We start from the raw sequence: 26,117 nt of genomic DNA, 5'->3' as shown, positions 1-26,117 counted from the left end.
CTGCCAGCGCCCAACCCCGCGCCCAACCCCGCACCCGCGCCCGCACCCGACTGCTCACTCCAGCTCCGGACTCGGCCTGCAAGGCCTGCACTTGGCCTCGCCTCCTGAAGAAGATGGACATCGACCTGTGAACACGCCCGATACGCCCGGCACTCCCGGCACGCTCGACGCTCCCGACAACAGTGCCGCGAACCCATCGGCGAACGCTCCAACACGCGCCGGTCGTAAGGATGTTGGCCCTCATACCCTCGCCGACCCCGATACGCCCTTCGCCGTCGTAGACGTAGCCAAGGTCCGGAGCAACATCGAGAGGCTGGCAACACGTGCAAAAACGTTGGGAGTTGCGCTGCGGCCCCATGTGAAGACGGCCAAGAGCCTGGACGTGGCCGCGCTCCTGCACCACGGCACGCCGGGCCCGGTGACCGTCTCCACCCTCGCCGAGGCTGAGGCGTTCGCCGACGGCGGCTACACCGACATCACGTATGCCGTCGGCATCGACCCTCACAAACTCCCGCGCGTACTGGCCCTGCTGCGCCGCGGAGTCACCCTCAGCGTTCTGCTCGACAGCGTCGAACAGGCCCAGTCCGTCGCCGAGGCATCCCGCCGGGCCGGCGTTCCCATCCCCGCGCTGATCGAAATCGACTGCGACGGCCACCGCGGCGGCGTCACACCCGACGCACCCGAACTCGTCCGGATCGGCCGCGTTCTGCAGGCCGCGACCTGCCTGGCCGGCGTGCTGACCCACGCGGGGGAGTCGTACTTCGCCTACACCGACGACGAACTGCGACGGGCCGCGCGGAACGAACGGGACCGCGCCGTCGATGCCGCGGAGCGCCTGCGCGCGGCCGGCCTGCCCGCGAGGACCGTCAGCGTCGGCTCCACCCCCACCGCCCACGCGGCGGACGACCTCACCGGCGTCACCGAACTGCGCGCCGGCAACTACGTCTTCTTCGACCTGGTGATGGCCGGCATCGGGGTCTGTCGCGTCGAGGACCTGGCTCTGTCGGTCGTCGTCACCGTCATCGGACACCGCCCCGACCACGGATGGATCATCACCGACGGCGGCTGGATGGCCATGTCCCGCGACCGCGGCACGTCCGCCCAGGCGCGTGACCAGGGGTACGGACTCGTCACCGACCTGGTCGGCGAGCTGGTCCCCGGGCTGGTCATGACGGCCGCAAGCCAGGAGCACGGCACGCTCACCGCCCGCGACGGAGCCCACCTGCCCGAGCTGCCCATCGGTACCCGTGTGCGCATCCTGCCCAACCACGCCTGCGCCACCGCCGCCCAACACCGCGGCTACCACGTCGTCGACAGCGCCTCCGGTACGGTCGCCGCACCGGGGATCCAGGACTTCTGGGAGCGCGTGGCCGGCTGGTGACCGGCCCGGACCGGGGTCCGCTCAGGGCTGCGAACGCCGGTCGGACGAGGAGGGTTCGGCGGGCCGATGGCGCCACGTGTAGGCCTGGTAGGCGACAACGCGATGGTCCTCCTGCTGCCCGTGGATCACGCCGAAGTCCGGCGGAAGTTCGCCGACGCGATTCCAGGCCTCCCCGGTACGGGGGTCGTCGCGGCGGGCGAGCGCGTAGACGATTTCCAGACGCAGGAGCTGCTCGTCCTCGTCCAGCAAGGAGACGAGGGCGTCGGTGACGGCGGCCGTCCGGTCGGCGCTGGCGCCCAGCGCGATGCCGGCCTGCCCCCGGACACCGGGGTCAGGATCCCGGATGAGGCCCAGCAGCGCTGCGCGGAACACCGGCGTGAGATGCGCGGCCAGCTCGACGGTGGTGGAACACCGAACCTCGGGGTCGGGATCGCGCGACAGGGCGAGCAGCGTGGCGGCGACGGCGTCGCTCGGCGGGCAGTCCCGTTCGTACGGGCGGGGAGCGTCCCCGACGAACAAGCCGGAAACCTGGCGGCGCACCCGTGGGTCGGGGTGGTCGGCGTACAACAATCCGATGGCCTCCTGGTCGGGGTACAGGTCGTCGCCGTAGACGTCCAGGAGCCGGGCCAGCACCATGCCATCCGGCTCGTCGAGGACCCAGGCGGCGAGAAACTCGGCGTCGTGCACGGTGTCCCGACGCTGGTTCCAGAACGCGTCCTGCCACCGGCTGTGTATGACATCGGCCAGGAGGACGCGGTGTACGGGGTCGGGGTGGTGACGAAGGGTCTTCAGCTCGGACCAGTCCTGCGGGTCACGGCGCCCGGCCAGGGCGTAGTGGCAATCGAACCAGTTGGCATGGAGCCCCTCGGCAACGTGGTACGGCACGGCGCGTGCCACCAGCTCCGCGACCGGCGTCCGGATGCCGAACCGTTGCTCCAGGGTGGTGAGGATGGCACTGTGGCCGGCCCGGACCGTGTGGCCTCCCAGACTCACCTCCTCGACCAGGGAGTACTCATCGGAAACGAGACGGCGGGTGGCCGCGCCCACGGCTCCGGTGCGCCGGCGCAGTTCTTCCTCCACGCCCGTCTCGCACCAGTGCCGCGCGAGGTCGAGCAGCCGCCGACGGGCGTCTTCGCCGTGCCGAGGCTGTATGTCATTGATGAACAGGGCGCTGACCAGCGCGGGTGAGCCGAGGTCGACGGCGCGCAGCAGCGGTGTGGTGCCGTCGGGGAGCGCCGCATCGGGGTCGGCGTCGCCGTTGGCCAGGGCTTCGGCGCTTTCGTGGTCGAAACCCGCCACGGCGATGCACAGCAGGGGGAGGCCGTCGGAGGTCCGGGCATTCGGGTCGGCGCCGGCGCGCAGAAGATCACGGACCGACCCGGCGTCCTTGGCATACAGGGCTGCCACGAGCCCGTCGGTCCGTTCAGGTCGCGCTGCCACCGCCATCCGCCCCCCTGGGTGATCCACCCCCATCCGTCCCCCCGGGTGATCCTCGGCCCGACCGTATAGAAGCCGGAAGCGGCGGGCACCTGAATTTCGAGGCACCATCGAAGCTTGGGGGCGGGCGCAGCGCCCCGCCGCCGACTTGTGCAGTGAACCGATAGGGCAGGGCTCAGGACGGGTAGGCAGGATCCATGATCACAATTGGGGTCGAAGAGGAGTACCTGTTGCTGGATCCGGCCACCGGGCACCCCGTGCCGATGTCCGAGGAGGTGCGTCGGTCCGCAGGGCTGGGGGAGCTGGCCGAGGAGGGGGAGGTGCAGCCGGAACTGCTACAGGCCCAGGTGGAGGTCGCCACTCCGGTGTGCGAGGAGCTGACGGAGGCGGCCGGCCACCTCCTGCGGCTGCGCCATGCGCTGAGTACCGCCGCCGAGCGCGCCGGCTGCCGGCTCGCCGCGACCGGCGCGGCTCCGGTGACCGGGCCCCAGGTGCCCGTGACGGGCGAGCGCCGCTACATGCAACTGCGCGATCAGGGCGGCCGCCTCGCCGAGGACTTGTTCATCAACGGGATGCACGTACACGTCGGGATGCCGGACAGGGACACCGGTGTGGCGGTGTTGAACCGCATCCGGCTGTGGCTGCCCACGCTCCTCGCGATGTCGGCGAACTCCCCGTTCTGGGAAGGGCACGACACCGCGTTCGCGAGCTGGCGCACACCGGTCTTCAGCCGGTGGGCGGTCAGCGGCCCGCCGCCGCACTTCGCGGACCTCGGCGACTACGAGCAGCGCATCGACGCGCTGCTCGCGTCGGAGACCATCGCCGACACCGGACAGCTGTACTGGCAGGCCCGGCTCTCCGAGCGCTTCCCCACGCTGGAAGTGCGCTGCATGGATGTCCAGCTCCGCGTCGACGACGCCGTCATGCTCGCCGGCATCGTCCGCGCCCTGGCCGCGACCGCGCTGCGGGAACACAAGGACGCCGCGCCCGAGCCCCAGTGCCAGCCCGAACTCCTCCAGGCCGCCATGTGGCACGCCGCACGCCACGGCCTCAACACCACGCTCCTCGACATCAAGGGCCGGCCCCACGCCGCTGGCGACGTCCTGTACCAACTCGCCGAACACATCAGGCACGCCCTCGACGAACACGGCGACAGCCGCCACGTCGAGCCCCTCATCCACCGCCTCCTGCGCGAGGGCACGGGAGCCGACCGGCAGCGCCACGTCCTGGAGCGCGGGGGCATGGCTTCGCTGATCGACTTCATCACGGAGGAAACCGCCGTCGGCACCGGCCAGGACAGCGACTGAACGACGCGGCGCCTCCGGTAATACGGCGCAGGAGTACGCAGGAGTACGCAGGAGTACGCACCGTACGCAGTCGTCCGCGGGCGTGAGCAGTCGCCCAGTCGTACGCGAGTGCAGGGGCCGCCGGCCGGAAACCCCGGCCGGCGGTCTGCGGGACGACGACCCGTACGGCGCGGGTTCCGCCGTGTGCCGGTTACGTGAAGAGGCGGTCCGCGCTGGTGGCCATGCGGTGGGTGGAGCTGTGCTTGCCCACCCAGTCACGGATGAGGCCGATGGCGTTGGCACACTTCCAGGTGTCGTCGTACTCACGCACACCCGTGAAGGCGCCGTAGCCCGCGATGATCCCGTCGACCCGGGCGTCACCGAGCAGCTTGTCCACGTACCAGGGGTCGTTGTACGTGGTCGTCCACGACAACGTTGCCGCGAGCCGCTTGGCCGAACGGTCCCCGGCGCCCTTCTTCAGCTCCGCGCACGTCTTGCGGTCGGGCTCCGTGCAGTTGCCGAAGCCGTTGGTGATGTCGGTGTCGCCGTAGTCCATGACCCGGCGGCCGTTGGGGAAACCGGAGCCGGACCGGTTGAAGGCACCCAGGACCTGGTCGCGGGTCCCGGTGGTCGTGATGCCCTCCAGCGGGCCGAGCTTGCCCTGGAGACTCTGCCAGCCCCTACCGCCCACATCCGGGGTGCTACCGCCGTGGTACTCGTAGAACCCGTACAGCACCTGGATTCCGGCAGCCGTCAGCCACTGTGCCTTGTCGCGCAGACCGGCGACGCTGCATGCCCGGTTGGGCGCTTCGCCGCAGTAGTTGGGGTCCTTGATGTCCAGCCAGACCAACGCGAGTTTGCGGCCTGCCTTGGCGTTGGAGACGATCCGGTCGATCATGCTGTCGAAGCTCGGGCCGTGCCGGGTCTCGCCGGCCGAGGAACAGTCGTGGTAGGCGCGCCATTCGTTCGGGTTGTACCAGGAGCAGACGTCGATCTCGATGCCGTTGGCGCCGTGCTTGAGCGCGGCATCGACGCCGTCCAGGGTGTCGACGCGGTGCGCGATGGCGTAGATGGCGTGCCGCTGGTCGGCCGCCGACGCCGGCGACGCCGCGCCGAGCACGGCGACTCCGGTGATCGCGCACAACGCGGTCAACAGCGCCAGCAGCCCCCGCAGTCCGGTGCTCTTGTAAAGATGAGCGGTCAAGAAACGTACCCCTTCACATGGTGGTGGGAGTGTCCCCCGTCGGCACGGCACCCGAGGTGACGTGCCGAACCACTAGATGAAGTACGTGCTCCCTACGTTGCTCGTGCGGGGACCCACATTCCCTCGGCAACGACCTTTGGCCGAAAGGGAGTTGTGCGGTTCGGTGCGCGGGTCCGGGGGAGGCGCGGCCGGGGCCGCACGTGCGCCGGCACCGCATCGGCCTTATGAGCCGTACTTGCCGAAGCCCGAGGTCCGCCACTGCCGCCCGTCAGGCAGGATGGCGAGGGCCTCGTAGCCGTCGAGCCCTTCCAGCCAGTCCCGGGCTCCATGGCCCCGGGCGACGGCGGCCGTGGCGTAGGTGTCGGTCATGGTCAGGCGTGGGCCGACGACAGTGAGGGAGGCGTACGCGGTGACGGGCGTGCCGGTGTGCGGGTCGAGGATGTGGGCGCCGCGTTCGGCGGTACCGGAGGTGGCGATGGCCAGATCGTCGTGGGCGGTGACGACGGTGGCGAGTGTCCCGGGGCGCAGGGGGTGGGCGATGCCGACGCGCCACGGGGCACAGCCGGCTGTCCGGCCGCGCAGCTGGAGGTCGCCGCCGCCGTTGACGCAGGTGTTGCGTGCGCCGGCCTCGTACAGGAGCTGCGACGCGGCCTCCGTGGCCCACCCTTTGACGAGTCCGGACGGGTCGAGGAGGCCGGCGGGGACGACGCTGAAGTAGCCGTCGCAGTCGTGGATCGCCTGCGCACACAGGGACAGGACTTCGTGGACTTCGGGCGGACAGTCGGCGAGGCGGATCTCACCGCGGTCGAGACGGCTGATGTGGCTGTCGGCCCGGTAGGTGGAGAAGACGGCGTCGACCCGGTGAAGGTGGCGCACGGCCTGGGCGAGGGCTCGGTGGATGGCGGGGGTGGGTCGGTCACGGATGTCGAAGGAGAACACGGTGCCCATGACCTGTTCGGCGTGGCGCAGCCCGTCGGCCCGAAGCGCCGTCTGCGGCCCGGCCCCCGAAGGAGCCGGGCGCGGCCCGTGCCCCGCCGCAGCCGCGTGTGGTCCTTGTCCCGTACGACCCGCCTGTGGTCCCTGGTCCGTACGAGCCGCGTGTGGTCCCTCGTCGGTACGAGCCATGTCAGGCACCGGCCTTGTCCAGTGCGCTCTGCAGGGACTGGATGTAGCCCTCGCTGGTGTAGCTCGCGCCGGACACGGCGTCGATCTGGGCGTTCTGCGCGCCGAGTGCCTCCTCGGTGAGGCGGGGCACGGCGCGGGCGGCTATCTCCTGGTCGCGACCGCGCTCCGAGGGCACCTGAAGGACGTGGACGGCGGTGAGGCGTCCCTTGGCGAGGGTGACGGACACCTGCACCGGACCGTACCGCGTGTCGATCACGTCACCGGTGAAGTCTCCGGTCCGGGTGCCGTCGGCCGGCGTATCCGAGGTCGAGGCGGCGGGCCTGGGCGCGGACACGGCCGGCGGGTGGCTCTGGTGGGGCTTGAGCGCGAGCAGCAGGATGACGCCCGCGGCGGTCGACAGGGTGGTGACGGCGACTCGGCGCACGACAGGTCTCCTCGGATTTGGGGCCGCGCTCAGAACGCGAAGGACTCGTGGTGGACGCGGCGGCGGTGCACACCCGCGCCGCTCAGGGCGTGCAGGGCCGCGTCGGCCATACCGGGCGGGCCGCACAGGTACACGTCCCGCTCCCGCAGGTCGGGTACGTAACGGAGCAGCGCCGCCGCCGTCAGCGGCATGCAGTGCGTGGCGGGCTCGTCGACCGAGTACAGGACACGGGCGCCGCGAGCGGCCGCGACGGCGTCGAGTTCGCCGCGCAGCGCGAGGTCTTCGGGGCGGCGGGCGCGGTAGATGAGGGTGATGTCACCCGGCAGTGTCTCCAGGAGCGCCCGCAGCGGGGTGATGCCGACGCCTCCGCCCAGGAGCAGGGTCTTGCTCGTGGTGCGGCGCGCCGCCGTGAAGCCGCCGTAGGGGCCTTCGGCCCAGACGCGGGTGCCGGGAGCCAGCCGGGCGAGTGCGGTGCTGTGGTCGCCTGCGGCCTTGACGGTGATGCGCAGATAGCGGGGGTGGGCGGGAGCGGAGAGCGAGTACGGGTTGGCGGCCCACCACAACCCCGGGGTCAGGAAGCGCCAGCGGAAGAACTGCCCTGGTTCCGCGCCGAGTTCATCGAGATGTTCGCCGGTGAGGTACACGGACACGACGCCGGGCGACTCGGCGCGGACCTCGGCGACGCGCATCCGGTGGCGTATCCCGCGGCGGACGGGGACGGCGAACCGGAACCATACGAGGAGCGCGGCCACCCCGAGATACAAGGCGTACCAGGCGAGCTGCGCCGAACCGTTGCCGACGAAGTCCGCGCCGTTGGAGAGCTGGTGCCCGAAGACCAGGAAGACCGCCAGGTACGTCGCGAAGTGGAGGTAGTGCCAGGTCTCGTAGCGAAGTCTGCGGCGCGCGGCGCGCGCGGAGACGATCCCGGTGCCCACCAGGAGGAGGAATCCGATGGTGCCCTTCAACAGGTCCGGATAGTGCAGTACGAGGGTGGTGGTCTGGCTCACCACGTCCGCGTGCGACGTGACGGCGTAACCCCAGATGATGAGCAGAGTGTGGGCGAGGGCCAGCGAGAGGGTGTAGCGGCCGCCCATGGCGTGCCAGCGGGCCAGCCGGTCGGTGCCGACACCCCGGTCGAGCACCGGGAGCCGCGCCATGAGGGCCAGCAGCACCGCACATGCGTACCCGGCGAGCAGGCCGGTGATGCGGCCGCCGTCCGTCAGCCACCCCTCGAGCCCGACGACCGCTGTGGTGTCGCTCCACCACAGCGCGACCACCGCGGCGGCTCCGCCCCACACGAGGACCTGCGCGGCGACGGGTATCCAGGCGGTGCCCCGCGGCGCGGCGTGGGGGACGCGTGTCACGGAGCGGGTGTCATAGGTGCCGGCAGCCATGTGGCCCCCTTCCCAGGGGACGGACCCATGAGGGCCGCCACCATGTCGGATGATGCGCGGCCAGCCTCACACCGGTACCTCTGAGTTCCCTCTGAAAGAGCGGCCCCGCGCCCGATCCACAGGTGATTCAGAGCAAACTCAGAGCCCTGCCGTCCACGCAGGCGGGGAGCCTGGGGGATGCTGGAGCCATCATGGAAAACCCTTCAGCGCCCGCCGTGCTCCGCAGACCCGATGGCACTCCCGTCCGTGTCCTCGTCGTCGACGACGAGCCGGACCTGACCGAGGTGCTGTCCGACGCGCTGCGCTCGGAGGGCTGGGACGTCCGCACCGCCGCCGACGGCACGAGCGCGCTCGGGACAGCGACCGCGTTCCGTCCCGACGCCGTGATCCTGGACTGGATGCTGCCCGACCTGGACGGGCTGGCCGTGCTGCGCCGGATGCGGGCCGGCCTGCCGGACGTCTGCGTCCTGTTCCTCACCGCGCGCGACTCCGTCGAGGACCGCGTAGCGGGCATCACGGCGGGCGGCGACGACTACGTCACCAAACCGTTCAGCCTCGAAGAGGTGCTGGCCCGGCTGCGCGGGCTGCTGCGCCGGGCCGGCATGGCCCGCGAGCCCGGCGGAAACCGCCTGGTCGTCGGCGATCTGGTGATGGACGAGGACGCGATGGAGGTCACCCGGGCGGGCCGGATCGTGGACCTGTCACGCACGGAGTTCGAGCTTCTGCGCTTCCTCATGCGCAATCCGCGGCGCGTACTGTCCAAGGACCAGATCCTCGACCGGGTCTGGTCGTACGACTTCGGGGGCCGCGCCCACATCGTCGAGCTGTACATCAGCTATCTGCGCAAGAAGATCGACGCCGACCGGCCGCAGCTGATCCACACGGTGCGCGGCGCGGGCTATGTGCTCAAGCCCGATCCCTCATGAAGCGGCCGCGACTGCCCCGCACCCTGCGTTCCCGACTGCCCCGCACCCTGCGTTCCCGGCTGACGGCGGGCCTCGTGCTGCTCCTGGCCCTGGCCTGCCTCGCGGTGGGTGTGACGACCGTACTCGCGCTCGAAGGGTTCCTCGTCAACCGCCTCGACCAGCAACTCAGCGCATCCGGCGGCCGGTTCGCGGCCAGTCTCGAACACGACGAGAAGCCCGACGCCGACAACCGGCCCGACACCCGCGGTCAGTCGAACGGCACGTTCGGCGCCCGGCTGTTGCGCGGCGAGGCCACCCAGGCGGCCGTGGTCCGCGCGCAGGCCGACGCCCCGGTGCCGCTCACGGCCCGGGACCGGGCGGCCCTGGCCGGGGTGCCGGTGGACGGGCGTGGCCACGACATCCGGCTGTCCACGCTGCGCCGCTACCGGGTCGTGGCGGTCGCGGGCGACGATGGTGACGTACTGATCACGGGTCTTCCGCTGGAGCCGGTGGAGGAGACCGTGCACCGCCTTGAGATGGTCGAGGCCATCGTGTTCGGCGCGACCCTCGCGGCCACCGGGGTCGCCGGAGCCCTGTGGGTACGCCTGTCGCTGCGGCCCCTGCAACGCGTCGCCGCCACCGCCACGGAGGTTACGCAACTGCCCCTGGCCAGCGGCGAGATCGAGATGCCGGCCCCCGTCCCCGACACCGATCCGCGCACGGAGATCGGTCAGGTGGGGGCGGCCCTCAACCGCATGCTGGGGCACGTGGGGGATGCCCTCGCCCGGCGGCAGGCGGGTGAGGAGAGGCTGCGCCACTTCGCCGCCGACGCCAGCCACGAACTGCGTACGCCCGTGTCCACCGTGCGGGCCCACGCCGAACTGGCCCTGCGCCACCCCGGCCCCGTGCCGGGCGCGGTGCGCCACTCGCTGGAGCGGATCCAGTCCGAGACGCAGCGCATGACCGGCCTCGTCGACGATCTGCTTCTGCTCGCCCGTCTCGACGCGGGTCGGCCGCTCGCGCGTGAGCCCGTCGATCTGACGCGGCTGGCGCTCGACGCGATCAGTGACGCCCGGGCCGCGGCCCCCGGCCATCGCTGGCTGCTCGACGTGCCGGAGCAGCCCGTCACGGTGACCGGCGACGAACACCGTCTCCACCAGGTCATCGCCAACCTGCTGGCCAATGCCCGAACCCACACCCCGGCCGGCACCGAAGTAACCTTGACGCTCGCCGAAATCCCGGACGGCACAACGGAGTTGAGCGTCACGGACACCGGCCCCGGCATCCCCGACGATCTCATGCCCGAGCTCTTCCAGCGCTTCACCCGGGCCGACCACCACCGAGCGAGAACGGCCGGCGGCACCGGCCTCGGACTGGCCATCGTCTCGGCAGTGATCGAGGCCCATCAGGGAACCGTGGACGTCACCAGCCGGCCCGGCCACACGTCCTTCCGTGTCACCCTGCCGCGGTGAGTGCACGTCCGGGTGTGTGCACGTCCGGGTGTGTGCACGTCCGACGGGGAGCCTCGCCCCTGGATGGGTTAATACCGGGCATATCGGCTGCCCTGCGGTCGTATAGGCGGTCACACCGTCTATTGATGGGAGATCACATATGAAGATCCGCACTCTTGCCGTGATGGCAGCCCTCGTGGCCGGCGCGACGCTGGGCGGCGCGGGCACGGCCCTGGCCGACTCGCACGCCGAGGGCGTTGCCGTTGGCTCCCCCGGAGTGGGGTCGGGCAACGTGGTCCAGATTCCGGTCCACGTTCAGGTCAACTTCTGCGGCAACTCGATCGGCGCCGCCGCGGCGCTGAACCCGGCGTTCGGCAACACCTGCGTCAACGGCTGACGCAACGGTGAACGAGCGGGCCGTCCTGGTGGCGGCCCGCTCGGCCGAGCGGCGCGGACCGAGTCGCGGGACGCGAGTGCTCCGCCCCGGGTGGTTCCTCCAGTGGTCGCTCAGGGCTGGATGTTCTCCAGGTCCTCCAGGAGCCCGGGGTGCTTCGGCTCCCAGCCGAGGGACTGCCGGGTATGGGCGCTGGACGACGGCTGGTCGCTCGCGAAGATCGGACCGATGGGGCCGTACGTCTGCGCCGGAACCGACTCGACCGGCAGCCCGAGGCGGCGGCCGATGACGTCGGCGATGTCCCGAACGCGGTCCCCCTCGTCGGCTACGGCGTGCCAGACGCTGCCGGGGTCTGCTTTTTCCAGTGCGAGCCGGAAGAGGACCGCCGCGTCGAGCGCGTGGACGGCCGGCCAGCGCTGGGTGCCGTCACCCGGGTAGCCGGACACCCCCGACCGGCGTGCGATGTCGGTTAGCAGACCCGCGAATCCGCCGGCTCCCTGGTTGTGCACCGTGCGCGGCAGGCGTACGGCCGTACTGCGGACCCCGCGCGCGGCGAGGCCGAGAACCGCCGTGACCGCCCGGCCGCGACCGCCGACCGGCCCGTCGGTGGGCAACGGATCGGCTTCGGTGGAGACACGGCCCGGAGTCCAGGGCGTACCCGAGACGGTCACGAACGGGCGGTCGCTGCCGACGAGTTCGTCGCCGAGGGCCGCGAGGGCGGCGCTCTCCTCGGACACGTTTCTCGCGAGAGCTTCGGGGCTGCTGAAGTCATTGCCGAAGGCCAGGTGGACCACCCCGTCGGCCTGGGCGACGCCGGACCGCAGGACGTCCAGATCGGCGAGGGCTCCCCGCAGAGGCTCGGCGCCCGCAGCCTCGGCGGCGCGGGCAGAGCCGTCCGAACGTGCGAGGGCCAGGACCGTATGGCCGCTGCCGAGCAGTTCGGCGACGACGGCGGACCCGATCAGGCCGGTGGCACCGGTGACGAAAACGCGCATGGAAATCCTCCACCAAGTGATGGGACTCTTGTCCCATCACAGTAGCAGGGTGATGGGACAAGAGTCCCATCGCTTATGCTGGGCCCATGGGCAGATGGGAACCGGGTGCGCGTGAGCGCCTCGTCGTGGCCGCGGTCGATCTCTTCACGGAGCAGGGCTACGACGCCACGACGGTCGCGCAGATCGCCGAGCGTGCCGGGGTCACGAAGAGCACGTTCTTCCGGCACTTCCCCGACAAGCGCGAGCTGTTGGTGGCCGGACAGGAGACGCTGAGCCGGCTGCTTTCCGAGGGGATCACCGAGGCCCCCGGTGGCGCCACCCCACTGGAGGCGGTCGCCGCCGGCCTCGTGCGGGCGTCAAGTGCGATGGGCCCGATGAACCGCGACCTCGCCCCGCGTGTGCAGGCGGCCATCGCGGCCTGCACCGAGTTGCAGGAGCGGGACGCCCTCAAGACCATCAGCCTCACCGCCGCGATGACGGCCGCCCTGGTCGAGCGCGGTCTGCCCGACCCGACGGCGGCCCTCGCGAGCGAGCTGGGCATCCTCGCCTTCAAGCGCGGGTTCGCCCAATGGTCCGGGGCTGAGCACGACGGCAAGGACGAACTGGCCGGATACGTTCTGGCGGCGCTGGACGAGCTGCGCGCGGTGAGCGCGTCGCTGGGCTGAGCCGGGGCCGATCCTGGTGGCCGGGACCGACCCCGGTAGCCGGGTTGACCGCGGTGGTCGGGGCCGATCCTGGTGGCCGGGTCGGACCCCGGTAGCCGGGTTGGCCGTGGTGGTCGGGCCGGGCCTGGTGGCCGCGTCGGCGCGGCACGGCTGCATCGCGATCAGGCTGTTCCGCGCCGTCAGGCACAGCCCCGTCGCCCGCCGGGCGCGGGACGCGACAGGCCGTGCGCGCGGGTACCTCGTCATTCCCCCGCGCCCCCCGTACCGTCAAGTCACCTACCGCGCCCTGCTGTTGCTCCCACGAGCTCCGTCTCCACACCACCGCACGGCCGGCGGGCCGAGTCGATGTCGTCATCGGAACAGGAGAGCACGTCCATGCGTCTCTACGCCCAGACCCCAGCGCGCCGAAGCCGTCAGCTCATCGCGGATCTGATCGGTCTGTTTCTGATCGCGGTCACGGTGGCGTTCGCCCTGGTCGTGCGGGACGCGATCCTGACACTCGCCGAGCCCGGGCGAAAGGCCCAGAGCGCGGGCGACAGCCTCGCCTCCAGTCTCGACGACGCAGGCAACGCGGCGTCCAAGGTCCCCTTCGTGGGCGGCTCGTTGAAGAAACCGCTCCAGTCCGCCGCCCACGCCGGCACCAGTCTCTCCGATGCCGGGCGGTCGCTGCAGGACACCGTGGGACACGTCGCCACGCTGACCACGGTCGCCCTGATCGTGCTCCCGACCGCGTTCATCCTGCTGCTGTGGCTCGTGCCCAGGGTGCGGTGGATCCGGCGCACCGCAACCACCCAGCACCTTCTGGACTCTCCCGGGGGCGCCGACCTCCTCGCCCTGCGGGCGCTCACCGGCCCGCAGCGACCGCTGGCAGCACTTCCCACTCCGCCGGGCGGCCTGGCCGACGCCTGGCGACGCGGGGACCCCGACGTCATCGCCGACCTTTCGGCACTCACGCTCCGTCGTGCGGGCCTCAGGCCGTGACGAACGGCCGAGGGGACCCTGCCGTACCCGTCCCCTCGACCTCGGCCTCACGCCGCTGACGGTGCGCCCCGGACCGGCCGGTCCCGCGGCGCACCGTCAGCTGCGTGGCGAGGCGCGGCCGCCGCTCGCTACCCCGAACCCTCCCGTCAACCGCCGGTGAGAGGTGTCGCTCAGCGCAGGCCGGCGAACAGGTCGTTCTCGGGGAGCTCCGCGCCGGTGGTGTCCTGGACGCGTACGAAGGTCTCCATGCCCATCAACTCCGTGAACCGTTCCACACCCATGCGCAGGAAGAAGATGTTCTCCCCCTGGCTCGCGTGCGCGGCCAGCGCGTCGAACTTCTGGGCGCCAAAGGCCGAAGTGTCCACCCAGGTGGTGATCTCCTCGTCCGGAAGACCGATCTTCGCCATCGCGGCGGCCTCGGCGGGGTCCGGCTCCGGAGCGTCCGGATGGAACTCGCGCATGACCTCACCGAAGCGCTGCATCATCATGCGGGGCGCCGTCGTCCAGTACACCTTCGGCGTCTGCTCGATCATCGCCAGAGCCGCCATCGTGATGCGGTTCGCCTGGATGTGGTCGGGGTGCCCGTAGAAGCCGTTCTCGTCGTAGGTGACGACCACATCGGGCTCGTACCGCCGCATGAGCTCCGCGAGGCGCGCAGCGCCTTCCTCCACAGGAGTTCGCCAGAACGAGCCGGGGGCGTCATTGGTGGCCCAGCCCATCATCCCGGAGTCGGCGTAGTCCAGCATTTCCAGGTGGCTGATCTTCAGGACCGCGCAGCTCGCCTTGAGTTCGTCCCGCCGCATCGAGGCGACGGCCGCCGGGTCGTGTCCGGGGTCGCCCGGCTTCGCTCCTCCGGGCCCGTCCCCGCATCCGCCGTCGGTACACGTCACGAGGACCGTGCGAATGCCGTCCGCCGCGTACCGGGCGAGAATCCCACCCGTGCTGGTGGCCTCGTCATCGGGGTGAGCGTGCACAGCCATGATGGTCAAAGGGCGATCGTTCACGACGCGTGTCTCCTGTGCTAAGGGGTTTCCAGCTGTCCGTCCACTGGGCTGAACCGCCGGAACGGACTCAGTCTTCCCCGCCCATTGTTACTGGAAGCCCCAGGGGCGTGCTGCGGCCGGCCCTCTGATCGCCGTTACCGGGGGGGGCGGGGGCTACGACGACAGCGACGGGTCGTGCTGGTCGGCGGGTTCGGCGCACTGTTCGCCGAAGATCATGGTGGTGCAGGGCCCGCCGTCGCCGGTGTAGGCATGGTGGCGAATGGGGTCGAGGGGGATGCTGACCTGGCCGCTCAGCGGAGCCGGTGTCGGCTGCGCGAGTCCGGTCTCGACCCGGGTGATCCGGGTGATGATCTCGTCGCTGGTCACAGGGGGCTTCTCCATCTCTAACGGGTGGGTTCGTCTTACCTACCCGTTCTCCTGGCTTGGTCACTTGGGGGCCCGCCGCGCATCGGGTCTGGCGTGTCGGGCTGGCGTGTCGGGCTCGGGTGTCGGGCTCGGGTGTTGCGCCATCAACGGGCCGCGGGAGTGCGCGCCGCCACCCCGGGGTGGCGGCGGCCTGTCGTAGGGTGCGATGCATGAGCCCTCGAATCGCTTCCAACACCCCTGCCGAACGTGCCCAGTTGCTGGATTTCGTCCGCCCGCGACACCGGGCGATCCTGCTGACCCGACGTACCGACGGCAGCCCGCAGGGCTCGCCGCTGACATGCGGCGTCGACGAAGCGGGCCGCCTGGTCATGTCCACGTACCCCCAACGCGCCAAGACGCGCAACGCCCGCAGGGACCGGCGCGTCAGCGTCATCGTGCTCTCGGACGAGTGGGACGGGCCGTGGGTCCAGGTGGACGGCGAGGCCGAGGTCATCGACGCGCCGGAGTCGGTCGAGCCGTTGGTGGACTACTTCCGCAGCATCAGCGGCGAACACCCGGACTGGGCGGAGTACCGCGCGGCGATGGAGAAGCAGGGCAAGTCCCTGATCCGGGTGACGCCGGTTCGCTGGGGGCCGGTGGCGACGGGAGGGTTCCCGGCCGCGCCGGCCCACGAGTGACAGCCTCTTCGATCTGCATCGCGCAGGCCGGCCAGTGCCGGGCCGAGCAGCCCGCCGCTTCCGTCCCCGGCACCCTGCCCGCGGTGACGGCCGCCGCTCTGAGGGCCAACCTGCACGGCATCGCTCTCCTGTGGGCAGGGGGCAGCATCCAGCTCGCCCTCGGTGACGAAGCGTCAGGCGGCGGCCCGGCTGACGCGCACCTCGACCGGCTCATCAGGGCGGCGCTGGATAACCACCTGGGCCCGCCGGGGCTCCGGCTCTCCTGCGGCACTCGCCCCGCCGACGGGTCCAACGCTGCTCGCCCTGGCCCCGGTCGCCGCGGTCGGTCTGCCACTGGCGCTGCTGCTGCCGGCGTGCCCCGCTCGGGGGGAGGAGAGCAGGAGGGTCGAACAAGGCGGCCCCCTCGGGGGGAATCACAAGGAGACGCGACGTGAGCACCGTCACCCACCCGGCGCTCTCGCCGTTCCCGCAGCCGACCGTTCCGTCCAGGGCTACGCGGCGGGCTGAGTCCGACCGGCGATCGGGCAAAGCCGTCGTGGCGCCGTCGCGTCGGGGACGGCCGTCCGGGGCTCCCGTGTTTTGATGCGGGGATGGAGACGTGGCCTGGTCGTCCTTATCCGCTCGGTGCCGTCCACGACGGCGCCGGAACCAATTTCGCTCTCTTCTCCGAGGTCGCCGAGGGGGTGGAGCTCTGCCTCTTCGACGACGCGGGTCAAGAGCGGCGCGTACCGCTCACCGACGCGGACGGGTCGGTGTGGCACGCGTACCTGCCGGGGGTGGGCCCCGGCCAGCGGTACGGCTATCGCGTGCACGGACCGTACCGCCCCGACGAGGGCCTGCGCTGCGACCCCGCGAAGCTGCTGCTCGATCCGTACGCCACCGCCGTGGACGGACAGCTCGACGGGGACCCCTCGCTGCTCAGCGCCGACCCGGACACCCCCGGGACGCCCAACGGCCTGGACAGCGCCGGGCACGGCATGTTCGGCGTCGTGACGGACCGGGGTTTCGACTGGGAGGGCGACCGGCGTCCGGGTCACCCCTACCACGAGTCGGTGATCTACGAGGCGCACGTCCGCGGCCTGACGATGCGTCACCCGAGTGTGCCCAAGGAGCTGCGCGGCACCTACGCGGGGCTCGCGCATCCCGAGGTGATCGACCACCTCAAGGAACTCGACGTCACAGCAGTGGAGTTGATGCCGGTGCATCAGTTCACGCAGGACGGATTCCTCGTCGACCGCGGTCTGTCGAACTACTGGGGCTACAACACCATCGGGTTCTTCGCACCGCACAACGGCTTCGCGGCCGGCGGCACCCGGGGCCAACAGGTCGTCGAATTCAAGGAGATGGTGAAGGCGCTCCACGCCGCCGGAATCGAGGTCATCCTCGACGTGGTGTTCAACCACACGGCAGAGGGCAACGATCAGGGACCCACACTGTCGTTCCGGGGCATCGACAACGCGGCGTACTACCGTCTCGTCGACGACGACCCGGCGCATTACTTCGACACAACCGGCACCGGCAACTCCCTGCTCATGCGGCACCCCAACGTCCTGCAGCTCATCATGGACTCGCTGCGGTACTGGGTCACCGAGATGCGCGTCGACGGCTTCCGCTTCGACCTCGCGGCGACCCTGGCGCGCCAGTTCCACGAGGTGGACCGCCTCTCGGCCTTCTTCGACCTGGTCCAGCAGGACCCGGTGATCAGCCAGGTCAAGCTGATCGCCGAACCCTGGGACATCGGGGACGGCGGCTACCAGGTGGGCAACTTCCCTGCCCTGTGGTCCGAGTGGAACGGCCACTACCGCGACACCGTACGCAGCTTCTGGCGGGGCGACGACGACACCCTGGCCGACTTCGCGTCCCGGCTCACCGGCTCATCCGACCTCTATCAACACGACCGGCGACGGCCCCGCGCGAGTGTCAACTTCGTGGTGGCACACGACGGCTTCACACTGCGCGACCTCGTCTCGTACGACACCAAGCGCAACGACGCCAACGGCGAGGACAACCGGGACGGCGCCGACGACAACCGGTCGTGGAACTGCGGGGCCGAGGGCGAGACCGACGATCCCGGCGTGCGCGAACTGCGGCTGCGCCAGCAGCGCAACCTGCTCGCCACCCTGCTGCTCTCCCAGGGCGTGCCCATGCTCGCCCACGGCGACGAGATGGGACGCACCCAGGGCGGCAACAACAACGCCTACTGCCAGGACAACGAGATCTCGTGGGTGGACTGGGAGTTGGACGACGAGCGCCGCGGGTTGCTCGACTTCGCCCGGCGCGTGGTGGCGCTGCGCCACGCCCATCCGGGGCTTCGGCGCCGGCACTTCCCCGTCGGCCCGACCCCCGACACCCCGCCCGAGCGGGCCGAGGTGGTCTGGCTGCGGCCCGACGCGTGCCAGATGGGCGACGAGGACTGGAAGCGCGGCGACGCGCATGCCCTCGCGGTGTATCTGAGCGCCGACGGGCTCATGGAACGCGACGCCCGGGGCCGGCCCCTCACCGACGACACGTTCCTTCTGCTGTTCAACAGCTACCGGCAGCCCATTGACTTCCGTCTGCCGCCGGCTGCCTTCGGCGAGGAATGGCAGCTGGTGCTGGACACCGCCGACCCTTCGGCCGACAGGGAGGGGACGGCGGTGTTCGAAGCGGAAGCCGAGTTCCCGATGGAGGCCCACAGCCTGCGAGTGCTGCGCCGGGACAGAAGGGCGTGACCCTCCCTCGACCAGGCAGGCGGGCCTGATCAGGTCTGCGCCCGGCGCCACCGGTTCCTCGCGCCGGCTGCCGAGGCCGGGCGCGCGCACCTGCTGCCAGGTGAGTACAACGCCCTGCGCTGGTACGACGCGGTGCGCGTCTGGCCCGCGGGGGAGCTGTCCGTGGGTGAGGGCGCCCGGGTCGGTGTGGGGTGTGGTCGAGTATGACGTGAGGGACGGACAAGCAGGGAAGGCATGGGCTGTGACCAACGAGTGGTACGTCCTCATCGAGGAGGACACCCGGATACACAAGCGGGCTGACGGCGAGGAACTGGCGCTGCACCGGTGGATGCTGGTGGGTGCGCACCGCATTGGCGGGGACCAGGCGGAGGCGGTCGCAGTGGCCGAGGACGCGGCGCTGCGTCACATACCGGCGGTGCTGGCCCGGCACGCCCGGCCGGGAGACGAACCGGGTCGCGAGGCGTTTCTCGCGCAGGACGGAACGTGGGTCGTCCTGGTGCGGCAGCGCCATCGGGCATGCCATTTTCGGGTGACCGCGGCGCGGCTCATGCACGCACGGACGGAGGAAGAGGCACCGGCGAAGAGCCTGAAGGAGAAGTTCCGCAGCGCACTGGAGGGTCCGCAGCCCTTGCCGCAGCCCTGGACTCCGAACCGGTAGGGCTTGGTCGACGGGCATCTAGGGGTATGAGCTGGGTTGCTGCGACGGGCTATTCGGCGGCCTCTTGGTCGGTGGCACTCCGCACCTGTGGCGATTCCGGATCAGGGCTTGGGGCCATGCCGTCTCCCATCAGCAGGGAGAAGACGAGGATGACGACGGAGCCACCGAGCGCTATGCCGGCCCACCCCGCCCGTTGCAACCTCGCCGAGCTGCATGCCAGCGCCGAATTCCTGTCGGTGTAGTCGCCCAGGACATCGTCGCCCGAGGGCATCAGAACTGATCCGCAGGTCACGTCAGTTGTGTCGGCGCGATCGTCGGAGTCGAGGCCGTGAACCGTCTTCGACACGGGCAGGAGAGCGAGAATGATCGCGGTCAGCGCCGCGAGCAGCGCCAGGGTTGCTCCGCCCCTGACGACGCTGGGCAGCATCCCCAGCGGTCCGGAGATCGCCGGAGTCTCATTGCTCAGGCTGGCCACTGCCGTCCCCCATGCTTCCGTGTCGTCGACGGCGTAACCGTAGCTGGTGCCGTCGGTCGATCCCGCGTGAGGTTCGCCCCTGCTGCGGCCGCATCGCTCTGGCTGACCGAAACGCTCGACAATGCACCAGGCAGGACCGGCCTCATTACCGCTCAGTCCGACCGGCTCCGGCTCACTGAACTGCGCTGAGCGTCCTTCCGGTGCTGAGCGCTCCGCTGAGCTGTGCCGACTGGTCCCGGGCGGCCTTCACGGCGAGGGTCGTACCGGTGGCGTCCGCGCGCACCTGCCCCGTGACGGTGATCCGGGTCACGGCCCGGCTCCCGGCGGCCAGCAGGTACGGGGTGCCCGATGGGGCGTTCCACCGGGTGTCGGCCAGGACGTGCTGGTTGAAGCGGCTGCAGTACGAGGTGTTGCGGGCGTCGGCGATCAGGGTGCCGGGCTCCCGCGCCGGGGTGGTGGGCGGCTGGAACCGTACGAGGGCCCGGCCCGGCCCGTTCCAGGTGTCGGCCCTTGAGCACAGCCACTCCGCCTGGCCCGCGCCCTCGGGCAGTTGCTGTTCCGCGAACACCCAGTTGTTCACCGCCCGTACGCCGCCTCCCGCCGCAGCGGACCGCAACGTACAGGCAGTGTGGCCCCAGCTCACCAGCGCCGCTGTACTCGTGGCTTCGCGAGGCTGGCGGGCCGGTGCCCCGCTGCCCGGCGGAGGGGTATAGGTGAGGTGGACCGGTGACAGGCCTCCGAGGTCGGTGAGCAGAAAAGCGTGCTTCTCGGCAATGCGCTCGGACGAACGCAGTTGCAGAGCAGGCCAGTTGGAACACGGCCCGCTCAGATCCGGGCGTGCCACCTCGTCGCTGACGCCGTCGTCGGCGACGTGCAACGGGCGGGCCGGGGCATCGGGTGCCAGGAGATCGCGGGTGGTCGACTCGGCGACCCAGGGCGCGAACAGGAAGCGAGCCTGACGCTCGGTCCGGGTGAGGACGAGGGCGGCCGCCGTCGTGACGTCGGAGTCGTCTGCGCGAGAGAAGACCAGTTCGGTCGGCCGGCCCGTCGCTTCCGTATAGCGCACGACGCGTTCGCCGTCGTACAGGAGGACCACGTCGGTGTCGTCCACCCGTCCCGCGTAGAGGAGTTGGGGCGCGGTGGGCGCGGGACCGGTCCCGGTCCTGGGGGCGGCCGACACGTGCACGCCCGGGCCGGGCCGCGCCCACGCCCGCAGCGCGCGGGCCAACAGCGCTCGGTCGCCGGTGAGGCTGCCGCGCGCGGGCCAGACCGTGAAGTCGATGCGGGAGCTCGACTGCCAATCGGCGTCGGGGGCGCGCACCAAGGACGCCGGGTCGGCCATCGCGACTTCGACGGCAGAGCGGCCCGCCGGTTCCGGCGATGACGGGTCCCTGGCGCTCTGTCCCACGGTCAGCAGGACCGCCACCAGCAGGGCGCCGGCCGCGCCCCAACGCTGCCAGTGGCGACGGCGCAACAGGTCCGTGGGCCGGGCCTGCACGGTACACGGGTCGAACTCGACGGAGCCGAGCAGCGTTCCCGCCCCGGCGCCGTCCTGCGGGCCGAGCCGTTCGGATGCGTGCAGCGCGGCCTGCGGATCCGGCACTCCGGCAGCCGCCAGAAGCTCGGCGGCGCCATCGGCCGTGCATCCCTCCAGGTGCCGCAGCACGAAGGCCGCGCGGACTTCGGCCGGCACGGTCGCCAGCTGCTGTTCCAGGGCCAGTTCGTCCGCCCCGCCGATCCGGGGCGTCAGCCGCAGCCCCCAGACTGCGGGCAGCGCCGGCCGTACGGCTCTGCGCCAGCGAGCGGCTCCGGGCTCGTACGACAGTGCGGCGCGGACCACGCGCCGCAGGAGCCAGCCGAGGGCCGGAGCGCGGTCACCTCCGTGTACACCCGCCTGTGCGCCCTCTTGTGCACCGCCTTGCGTGCCGCCATGTGCACCCCCTTGTACGGGTACCCGGGCTCGTGTGACCTGCCCTGGACGGGCGGGCAGCGCGCTCTGTACCACGCCGTGCGCGGCGAGCACGCGCCGATGGCGGCCGAGTCGGGGCGGGAGGATGAGGTAGGCCAGCCGGACGAGCCTGGGGTAGTGCTCGACAAGAGCCGCCTCCGCCTGGCCGAGCCCCGGTACCGGACCCGGCACCGGGCTGACACGACGGGGATGACGCTCGCGTTGAGGGGCTGGCATGGTGGACACCTTCTCCGGGGCGGTCGTTGTGTCGACGCCCTACAAACGAGCGAATCGGATGACAGTCACACCGCGAGCTCCCCCGGAGGGGCGATCGGGCGCGTCCAGGGCGCCCTCCGCGGACCGCGCAACCTCCCGGGGCGGTCGCTCGTTTCCCCTTCCATGGAAGAGTGCGCTCATCCGATCAAAGGCCCGCACCGGGCGAAGTGCTGTCCCGCCCTGCCGCAGCGCACGGCCGCGGCAGCCCCGCGCCACGAGGGGCCGCCTCCCGTGGACACACGCGTACAGCGCGGCTCGACCGGGACGGAGGTGAACTTCAACCGGTGGTGCACGGTGCTGTTCTGACAGCCATGGGGTTCATGGGATCCATGGGATTCATGGCGTCCATGACGTTCAGGAAAGCTGTCACGGCCAGCACGGCCATCACTGCCGTGAGGGGGGGGGCGAGCCCACCCGCCGCCCGGCACGGCGCACGGCTTCCCGGGCCCCGGTCACAGTGACGACGGGTTCACCCGAATGGCGTCCTGGGCGGGCATGGCCCCTGTCGGGATGGTGGTGTGGAGTGCTCCCCCTGTAGGAGGACTGCCATGTACGAGATGCACGTCGGCACGGCCATTTCCGGTACCCGCCGGGTGTGGCACGTCGTCGCCCATGATCACCAGGCCACTCTGTGCGGCCAGCCCGTCGTCCCCGACGGGGACACCCAGACCGACCACCACTGCCTGCCCTGTATGACGGCCTTCCAGCGCCTCATGCAGACGGTCGAGCCGGCCTGACGAGACACAAGCCGCGGGGGCCACACGGGTGGCGGCCGCCGACTTCCGCGAAGGGCCTGTCCCGCGAGCCGTCCGCGCCCCGCGATCATCGGCGGACGGCTGGTCGTCGGCACCCAGCTCCCAACGTTCGGGGGTACGCCGGGGAGCCCTGAGGGCATGCCCTTGGTCGTTGCCCTTGGGCGGTGCGCATTCCCCGGCCTTTCTCCCGGAGGAAGACCACGGTCCGCCAAGCGGCGTTCACGGGGACGGCCAGCAGGCCCAGGGTGTGGTCCCACAGAGTCGTCGCCCGGTAGCAGCCGAGGATGACCAGCACGCCGTTCTCGGTCAGCGCCGCGCGCAGCTTCCGCACTGTCTCGAAGGGGACGTGGTGAATGCTGGCAAGGCAGGCGATGTAGTCCTACGTCCCTGGCGGCAGAGCGAGTTGACGGATGTCCGCCTGCGCGAAGGTGATGTTCCGGGGCGGGTCGAGCGCAGCTGTCTGCTCGCGTGCGGCGTCGATGACGTGGCGGTCCGCGTCGAGGGCGTCGACCTCGATTCCTCGACGCGCCAGTTTCCGGGCGAACTCCCCGGTGCCACAGCCCACATCGAGGGCGGTGCGGCATGACGAAGGAAGTTCACGCAGTAACAGGTCATGGTAGTGAACGTTGTGGTTGATCGGCACGGCGGCATCATGGCACGGGTTCATCCGCCGGGCCGGGCGGCACTTCTCGGGTGGCACCTCTCGGATGGCGCCTCGCAAGCCGAGGGTTGACCGGCGGTGCAGCACCATGGCGGCGACGGTCACCCAGCCGGCGTCCAAAGCTGTCCGGTGAGCACATCGACGCTGTAGTGCACGCCGAAAAAGACCCGACGAGGGACACCGGCCAGGGGTTGCCCCGCGAGGTTGCCCACGAGGTGAGGGCCTCCGTATGCCGGGCGCGGGACGCGGTGCTGCTTGTCCAGGAGCAGAGCGCCCCGCTCAGCTGATCGTCCCGTCGGGAAGGTGACGAGCGCGAGCAGCAGCCCGGCGTGTGTGGCCGCCCACCAGCCGAGCCACGGCGAAGGCCGAAACCGAGCCCCCGGAGTGCTGTCGGATCACGCGGGGCTTGAGGCGTTCACATCGGGCCAGGTTCCCTCGGCCCGTGCGGTCGGCGCAGGGACGGCCTCCCTCAGCTGCCCGATGCGCCGAGAAGGTGCCCTGGGCGCGGCGGTGGGTGATTCTGTAGGAGTGTGGGGTGTCTCAGTGCGTCGGATGCCGCCGGCCTACGCCGCCGCCGGCCGTCGGGCCGTACGCGTGACGCTGAGTGCCGCAGCCGGGTTCTACCTCTTCCGCTACGGCCTCGGCCGGCCCGTCGCGGCGACCTACGCCCTGTTCGGCGCCGTGGCGGTGGGCGGACTCTCCCGGATTCCCGGCACCGGGCGGCAGCGCGCGGTCACGGTGGTACGCGCCCTCCCGGTGTGCTGGCTGCTCGTCACCGTCGGCACCTATCTGTCGGTGCGGACCTGGAGCGCGGTCACCGGGATGTTGCTGATCGGCTTCGCCCTGGCCTTCGCAGCCGTCGGCGGGCCGCGTCCGGCCGGAGCGGCGCCCGGTCTGCAACTGCTCTACATCCTGCCGTCCTTCCCCCCGTACGACCCCGCCTCACTGCCCGAGCGGCTGTTCGGGACGACAAGCGGCCTGGTGCTGTTCATCGTTCTCGAGACGCTGATCCTTCCCGAGCCCGCGCCCCTGTCGTACCGGGAACGGGCCGCCGAAGCCGCCCGGACCGCCGCCCGCATCGCGACGCTGCTCACCACGTCCCCGTACACCCTCACCGCCGACGACCTCCGAGCCGCCCGGCAGAGCGGCCAGGAGCTACGGCCGCTGACCGTGCCGGAGGCCGAGCGGCCGGCGGGACCCGCCGTGCGGGACCGCGCACTCACCCACACCGGCCTGGCCACCCGCACCCTGCTCAACCGGCTGGCGCTGCTGTCTCCCGCACCACAAACGCCCCCGGGGCCCGAGGTCATCGCCGTGCTGACGGCGGTGACGGACCTGGCCACGGCCACGTCCGCCTGTCTGCGCGGGAGCCCGCCTCCGGTCACGTCGTACGCGGCCCTCGTCGCGGCACGTGCACACCTCTCGGCCCTGTCCGCCGGCCCCGCACCACTCACCGCTCCCGCCGCCCACGTGGGCGGCACGCCGTCGCCCCCCTCCCGCGCCGCACCCGGCTTCTCCGCCACCCTGCTGCGCCGGCACGCCGCCGTCCTGGAGATCGCCGACGCCGCCCTCGCCATGGGTACGGCGGCGGACCTGGCGACGCGCGGACGGCACGCCTCGGTGCCGGTGGCGCCCGGCCGCTTCTGGTACGCCTCGCTCAGCGGCCCGACCCTGTGGTGGCACCGGATCCAGGGGCACGCCGGACAGCGCTCGGTGTTCTTCCAGAACGCGGTGCGCCTGGCCCTGGCTCTCACGGCGGCCCGGCTGGTGGCCGGCCTGGACACGCTGCCGCACGGTTTCTGGGCGACGCTGGCGACGCTCACCCTGACCCGTACGACCATGGAAGAGACCTGGAGCACCATCCGCACCGCACTCACCGGCACCCTCGCCGGAGCCCTGGTGACCGCCGGGGTGCTCACCCTCGTCGGGGCGGACACCGTCTGGTACGCGGCGCTGCTCCCGCTGTGGATGCTGTTCGCCTTCACCGTGGGGCCGGTCAAGGGAATCGGCTGGGCGCAAGGGCTGTTCACGGTGCTTGTGGCCCTGGTCTTCGCCCAACTCGCCCCTCCCAGCTGGCACTTGGCGGAGGTGAGGATGCTGGACGTGCTCATCGGCAGTGCCATCGGAGCTGTCATCGGTCTGCTGGCCTGGCCGCGCGGTGCCCACGACGAACTGCGCCGCACCGCGGCCGAACTCCTGCGCAGGGCAGCCGAGATCGTGGTGGCCACCAGCGCCGCCGTGGCCGACGGAGCGCTGGCCGAGGGGGCGCCGGCCGACGGGGCGCGGGGTGAGGGGGCGCGGGGGGAGGGAGCGCCGGCGGAGGGGGCACCGGTCGAGCGGGCAGCGGCCGATAGAGCACGGGCCGGTGGTGCCGCGGCCGATAGAGCACCGGCCGGTGGTGCCGCGGCCGCGGCGCGACCCACCGTTCCGGGCCGCCGTTCGCTCCAACACGCCGTCATCCTCGCGGAGTCCGCCTATGCGCAGTACCAGAGCGAGCCGTCGCCCCCCGGGGGCACCGCCCGCCGAGCGGCGCAGCGTCAGGTGGACTGGCAGGCGACACTGATCGCCGGGCACCACGCGCTGTGGGGTTCGGACCGTCTACTGGAACCGCCGCAGTGCCGGCTCGGCCCGGCCGCGGCCACGGCCGTCGGCGCACTGGGGGAGCGGGTGGCCGGGCGGATGCTGCTGGTCTCGGCCGCGCTGGACCCCGGCGACGACACCCCTACCGCCCCTCTGCGGCCCTTCGATCCGGCGCTCACCGCGTTCGCGGCGGAGCCACCGGACGCGCCCCGGCTGTACTACGCGACGGTCTCCTGGCTGGACGCGCTGCTCAACGACCTGTCCCACATCCCCCGCGCCGACGGTGCCGCGGCCGCCACCGCGATGCCCCATACCTCGGGTGTGCCACCGCACGGCTGAGCCATCACCCCGTCCACTCCAAGTA

23 protein-coding genes are annotated in these 26,117 nt (G+C 71.4%); 12 read left to right on the top strand and 11 right to left on the bottom strand.

Annotation, left to right across the window (positions count from 1 at the left end; genetic code table 11):
• Nucleotides 1–127: 127 nt before the first annotated feature.
• Complete coding sequence (locus tag AB0D31_RS03810) at nucleotides 128–1,381, top strand: DSD1 family PLP-dependent enzyme (protein WP_362716522.1); 1,254 nt, start codon at nucleotides 128–130, stop codon at nucleotides 1,379–1,381.
• 21 nt (nucleotides 1,382–1,402) lie between these two features.
• Here the strand turns inward: AB0D31_RS03810 and AB0D31_RS03805 are convergent, their stop codons facing one another.
• Nucleotides 1,403–2,788 carry a HEAT repeat domain-containing protein gene (locus tag AB0D31_RS03805; protein WP_362716519.1) on the bottom strand — a complete coding sequence of 462 codons (1,386 nt, stop codon included), beginning with the start codon at nucleotides 2,786–2,788 and terminating at the stop codon, nucleotides 1,403–1,405.
• Between the two features lie 227 nt (nucleotides 2,789–3,015).
• On the opposite strand from AB0D31_RS03805, the gene AB0D31_RS03800 reads away from it, so the two are divergent.
• Entirely contained in the window at nucleotides 3,016–4,125 is a 1,110-nt protein-coding gene (locus tag AB0D31_RS03800) for a glutamate--cysteine ligase (RefSeq protein ID WP_362716517.1), read from the top strand.
• A gap of 190 nt (nucleotides 4,126–4,315) precedes the next feature.
• Here the strand turns inward: AB0D31_RS03800 and AB0D31_RS03795 are convergent, their stop codons facing one another.
• The 4 genes from AB0D31_RS03795 to AB0D31_RS03780 all read right to left on the bottom strand — a co-directional run bounded on the left by AB0D31_RS03795 (nucleotide 4,316) and on the right by AB0D31_RS03780 (nucleotide 8,251).
• Nucleotides 4,316–5,308, bottom strand: a complete 993-nt coding sequence (locus AB0D31_RS03795; RefSeq protein ID WP_362716515.1) for a phospholipase — start codon at nucleotides 5,306–5,308, stop codon at nucleotides 4,316–4,318.
• 222 nt (nucleotides 5,309–5,530) lie between these two features.
• Complete coding sequence (locus AB0D31_RS03790; RefSeq protein ID WP_362716512.1) at nucleotides 5,531–6,256, bottom strand: FAD:protein FMN transferase; 726 nt, start codon at nucleotides 6,254–6,256, stop codon at nucleotides 5,531–5,533.
• A 178-nt stretch (nucleotides 6,257–6,434) separates the two neighbouring features.
• The gene (locus tag AB0D31_RS03785) at nucleotides 6,435–6,857 is read right to left on the bottom strand and encodes an FMN-binding protein (protein WP_362716509.1); all 423 of its coding nucleotides are present in this window, start codon (nucleotides 6,855–6,857) and stop codon (nucleotides 6,435–6,437) included.
• Between the two features lie 29 nt (nucleotides 6,858–6,886).
• Complete coding sequence (locus tag AB0D31_RS03780; RefSeq protein ID WP_362716506.1) at nucleotides 6,887–8,251, bottom strand: ferredoxin reductase family protein; 1,365 nt, start codon at nucleotides 8,249–8,251, stop codon at nucleotides 6,887–6,889.
• Between the two features lie 191 nt (nucleotides 8,252–8,442).
• On the opposite strand from AB0D31_RS03780, the gene AB0D31_RS03775 reads away from it, so the two are divergent.
• From AB0D31_RS03775 to AB0D31_RS03765, 3 genes are all read left to right on the top strand, one after another.
• Complete coding sequence (locus tag AB0D31_RS03775; RefSeq protein ID WP_362716503.1) at nucleotides 8,443–9,177, top strand: response regulator transcription factor; 735 nt, start codon at nucleotides 8,443–8,445, stop codon at nucleotides 9,175–9,177.
• 23 nt (nucleotides 9,178–9,200) lie between these two features.
• Complete coding sequence (locus AB0D31_RS03770; protein ID WP_362716696.1) at nucleotides 9,201–10,628, top strand: HAMP domain-containing sensor histidine kinase; 1,428 nt, start codon at nucleotides 9,201–9,203, stop codon at nucleotides 10,626–10,628.
• Between the two features lie 139 nt (nucleotides 10,629–10,767).
• Nucleotides 10,768–11,004: a chaplin gene (locus AB0D31_RS03765; RefSeq protein WP_362716501.1), complete on the top strand. Its 237-nt coding sequence runs from the start codon at nucleotides 10,768–10,770 to the stop codon at nucleotides 11,002–11,004.
• Nucleotides 11,005–11,114: 110 nt separating this feature from the next.
• On the opposite strand, the gene AB0D31_RS03760 is transcribed toward AB0D31_RS03765, so the two are convergent.
• Nucleotides 11,115–11,996 carry an SDR family oxidoreductase gene (locus AB0D31_RS03760; RefSeq protein ID WP_362716498.1) on the bottom strand — a complete coding sequence of 294 codons (882 nt, stop codon included), beginning with the start codon at nucleotides 11,994–11,996 and terminating at the stop codon, nucleotides 11,115–11,117.
• 86 nt (nucleotides 11,997–12,082) lie between these two features.
• Here AB0D31_RS03760 and AB0D31_RS03755 point away from each other — a divergent pair, with 86 nt between their 5' ends.
• Nucleotides 12,083–12,661: a helix-turn-helix domain-containing protein gene (locus AB0D31_RS03755; RefSeq protein ID WP_362716495.1), complete on the top strand. Its 579-nt coding sequence runs from the start codon at nucleotides 12,083–12,085 to the stop codon at nucleotides 12,659–12,661.
• A 375-nt stretch (nucleotides 12,662–13,036) separates the two neighbouring features.
• Nucleotides 13,037–13,642, top strand: coding sequence for a hypothetical protein (locus tag AB0D31_RS03750; RefSeq protein WP_362716492.1), 606 nt, complete (start codon nucleotides 13,037–13,039; stop codon nucleotides 13,640–13,642).
• A 170-nt stretch (nucleotides 13,643–13,812) separates the two neighbouring features.
• Here the strand turns inward: AB0D31_RS03750 and AB0D31_RS03745 are convergent, their stop codons facing one another.
• Together AB0D31_RS03745 and AB0D31_RS03740 are read right to left on the bottom strand one after the other, a co-directional pair.
• On the bottom strand, nucleotides 13,813–14,646 hold the full coding sequence (locus AB0D31_RS03745) for a PIG-L family deacetylase (RefSeq protein WP_362716489.1): 834 nt from the start codon (nucleotides 14,644–14,646) through the stop codon (nucleotides 13,813–13,815).
• 153 nt (nucleotides 14,647–14,799) lie between these two features.
• The gene (locus tag AB0D31_RS03740; RefSeq protein ID WP_362716486.1) at nucleotides 14,800–15,012 is read right to left on the bottom strand and encodes a hypothetical protein; all 213 of its coding nucleotides are present in this window, start codon (nucleotides 15,010–15,012) and stop codon (nucleotides 14,800–14,802) included.
• 209 nt (nucleotides 15,013–15,221) lie between these two features.
• Here AB0D31_RS03740 and AB0D31_RS03735 point away from each other — a divergent pair, with 209 nt between their 5' ends.
• The 3 genes from AB0D31_RS03735 (at nucleotide 15,222) to AB0D31_RS03725 (ending at nucleotide 19,058) form a co-directional block, all read left to right on the top strand.
• On the top strand, nucleotides 15,222–15,689 hold the full coding sequence (locus tag AB0D31_RS03735) for a PPOX class F420-dependent oxidoreductase (protein WP_362716484.1): 468 nt from the start codon (nucleotides 15,222–15,224) through the stop codon (nucleotides 15,687–15,689).
• 590 nt (nucleotides 15,690–16,279) lie between these two features.
• Nucleotides 16,280–18,400, top strand: coding sequence for a glycogen debranching protein GlgX (gene glgX / locus AB0D31_RS03730; protein WP_362716482.1), 2,121 nt, complete (start codon nucleotides 16,280–16,282; stop codon nucleotides 18,398–18,400).
• A 241-nt stretch (nucleotides 18,401–18,641) separates the two neighbouring features.
• A complete protein-coding gene (locus AB0D31_RS03725) occupies nucleotides 18,642–19,058 on the top strand; it encodes a hypothetical protein (RefSeq protein ID WP_362716480.1) in 417 nt (138 codons plus the stop codon).
• Nucleotides 19,059–19,107: 49 nt separating this feature from the next.
• Here the strand turns inward: AB0D31_RS03725 and AB0D31_RS03720 are convergent, their stop codons facing one another.
• Entirely contained in the window at nucleotides 19,108–19,533 is a 426-nt protein-coding gene (locus AB0D31_RS03720) for a hypothetical protein (protein ID WP_362716477.1), read from the bottom strand.
• Between the two features lie 172 nt (nucleotides 19,534–19,705).
• Nucleotides 19,706–21,373: a hypothetical protein gene (locus tag AB0D31_RS03715; RefSeq protein ID WP_362716474.1), complete on the bottom strand. Its 1,668-nt coding sequence runs from the start codon at nucleotides 21,371–21,373 to the stop codon at nucleotides 19,706–19,708.
• 932 nt (nucleotides 21,374–22,305) lie between these two features.
• On the opposite strand from AB0D31_RS03715, the gene AB0D31_RS03710 reads away from it, so the two are divergent.
• Entirely contained in the window at nucleotides 22,306–22,494 is a 189-nt protein-coding gene (locus AB0D31_RS03710; protein ID WP_362716471.1) for a hypothetical protein, read from the top strand.
• A 397-nt stretch (nucleotides 22,495–22,891) separates the two neighbouring features.
• Here the strand turns inward: AB0D31_RS03710 and AB0D31_RS03705 are convergent, their stop codons facing one another.
• Nucleotides 22,892–23,263: a class I SAM-dependent methyltransferase gene (locus tag AB0D31_RS03705; protein ID WP_362716469.1), complete on the bottom strand. Its 372-nt coding sequence runs from the start codon at nucleotides 23,261–23,263 to the stop codon at nucleotides 22,892–22,894.
• A gap of 462 nt (nucleotides 23,264–23,725) precedes the next feature.
• Between AB0D31_RS03705 and AB0D31_RS03700 the strand changes: the two genes are divergently transcribed.
• The gene (locus tag AB0D31_RS03700) at nucleotides 23,726–26,092 is read left to right on the top strand and encodes an FUSC family protein (protein ID WP_362716466.1); all 2,367 of its coding nucleotides are present in this window, start codon (nucleotides 23,726–23,728) and stop codon (nucleotides 26,090–26,092) included.
• Nucleotides 26,093–26,117 lie beyond the last annotated feature (25 nt).

Origin of the sequence: Streptomyces sp. NPDC048361, from assembly GCF_040651795.1 — a bacterium.
In the GTDB taxonomy this organism is placed as follows: Bacteria; Actinomycetota; Actinomycetes; order Streptomycetales; family Streptomycetaceae; genus Streptomyces.
This window is presented reverse-complemented; position numbering and strand designations above follow the sequence as displayed.